This window comes from Candidatus Poribacteria bacterium (assembly GCA_016866785.1).
Taxonomy (GTDB): domain Bacteria; phylum Poribacteria; class WGA-4E.
Genome location: VGLH01000278.1, coordinates 1 through 1,749 on the forward strand (window position 1 = coordinate 1; position 1,749 = coordinate 1,749).

Sequence of the window (1,749 nt, forward strand, 5' to 3'; positions counted from 1 at the left end):
TGAGCGTACAGCTAGCGTGAAACCCGTCACCGGTGAAAGGAGACCCGATGTACACCCGCCGCGAATTCCTCGGACTGTCGGCAGCCGCTGGAGCCGGGCTCCTTTTGCCCGTGCGTGCCGCGCCGTCGCCGGGTGCAACGGCGATTCCGACGGCTACGGCGACGGAACCTGCTACCGATCCGGCGATGTCCACGTCAACGGCAAGCGCTGGGAAGCCGACTGCGCCGCCTTCGGCGAGAGCCCGGAGCGCTACGACAAGCGCGACGGGCAGATGGTCGCACAGCTTGGGGAAAATCGCTTCGGTTGGGTCTCCGACTTCGAAGTCCACGGAACGAGAACCGTCGCTCCATTGCGTGACCGCTGTCCAGATCCACACACTAAGTGGGCAGCCAAAAGTCCTCTGACACTCCTGCGGTCTGTAAGCGCTGTCGAGGTGTCATCGCCGTCAGATCGTCGCACGCGCGCTGTACGGCGGTTTCGACACAAGGCGTCGGCGGCATAGCGTATTCGGGTGAGGGGAGGCGAATCCATGAACGACGACGTTCTGTCAGCGATAGTCGTATGGCAGGCGATAGGCTCAGGCGTCCTATGTGCAGCAATGGCGTGCGCGAAGGGCAGGTCGGCGCTTGCTTGGGCGTTTGTGGGTCTGGTGTTCGGAATCCTTGCCGTCATTGCGCTCGCGGGCATGCCAATCCGAGAGGAAGAAGAACAGGAGACCTCCTTCGTCTGCCCGTCTTGCAGGCATCGCTTTCGCCGTCTACATCGAATCGACCAGAAGGCCCTTTGTCCTAAGTGTGGCGAGCAGTTCTGAACGCTTCTCGGAAGCCTATGGCGCGGCTCCGTCGAGATGGAACACGTCGCACGGGAACACAGGGTTCGCGGGTTCAACGTCTACGACAACCTATTCGGACTGAACAGCGAGCACGCACGCGCAGTCTGCGCGGAGATTCGCCGGCGACGTCTCGACGTGACTTGGGAGTGCTGGACTGCGGGGAACCTCGTGGATGACGAACTTGCGGCGGCAATGAAGGCGTCGGGCTGCGTCCGCGTCGGTTTTGGCGCGGAGAGCGGGGACGATGCGGTGTTGGGTCTCGCGCAACGGGGATTCACCTCCGAGGAGCACGCGCACGGGATACGCGCTCTGAAGTCGTCGAAGCTCTACGTCAGCGCGTTCTTCATGGTCGGTCTGCCCGGCGAGTCGGACGAGAGCGTTCGGCGAACCGTCGAGTTCGCTAAGCGATGCGGCGCGGACGAAGTCACGTTGAGCCTGCATCGTCCGTTTCCCGGGACATCCGTCTGGCGACAACCGGACGCCTTCGGCACACGGATCACTCAGGGGGCGCACTTCGAAGCGTATGTCGAGACGGAGCAGCTTTCGCGGACGGCGATACTCGACGCCGCGACGCGCGGACGACGAGCTGAAACAAAGCGGCGCACACACCGAATTCCTGCGCTTCGACCGCTACGCGTGGGAGACCAGCGGCTGACGTTCCCAGCAGCCCGCTCTCGTTCCCCAGATACGACGGCGACGCTCGTGGTTCGTCAGCGTGATGGCTCCGGCGGAACCAATGGCTGACCGGATGGGGCAGATCAGTGGATGAACGCACCGACAGTATCCCTGACAAGGAACTCAGGATCGGCTTGGTGCTGTACGGGGGCGTCTCGCTCGCCATCTACATCTACGGCGTCGTCTATGAGTTTCTGAGGCTCCTGCGGTCGTATCCGTCGGCGGATTCCCAGGGAGAGGGC

2 protein-coding genes are annotated in these 1,749 nt (G+C 63.1%); both read left to right on the top strand.

The annotated features are described in order from the left end of the window. Positions 1-47: 47 nt before the first annotated feature. Positions 48-404, top strand: coding sequence for a twin-arginine translocation signal domain-containing protein (locus FJZ36_19260; protein MBM3217039.1), 357 nt, complete (start codon positions 48-50; stop codon positions 402-404). A gap of 443 nt (positions 405-847) precedes the next feature. Continuing rightward, positions 848-1,576 (top strand): radical SAM protein, encoded by a 729-nt coding sequence (locus tag FJZ36_19265; GenBank protein ID MBM3217040.1) that lies wholly within the window; start codon positions 848-850, stop codon positions 1,574-1,576. The last annotated feature ends 173 nt before the right edge of the window (positions 1,577-1,749 follow it).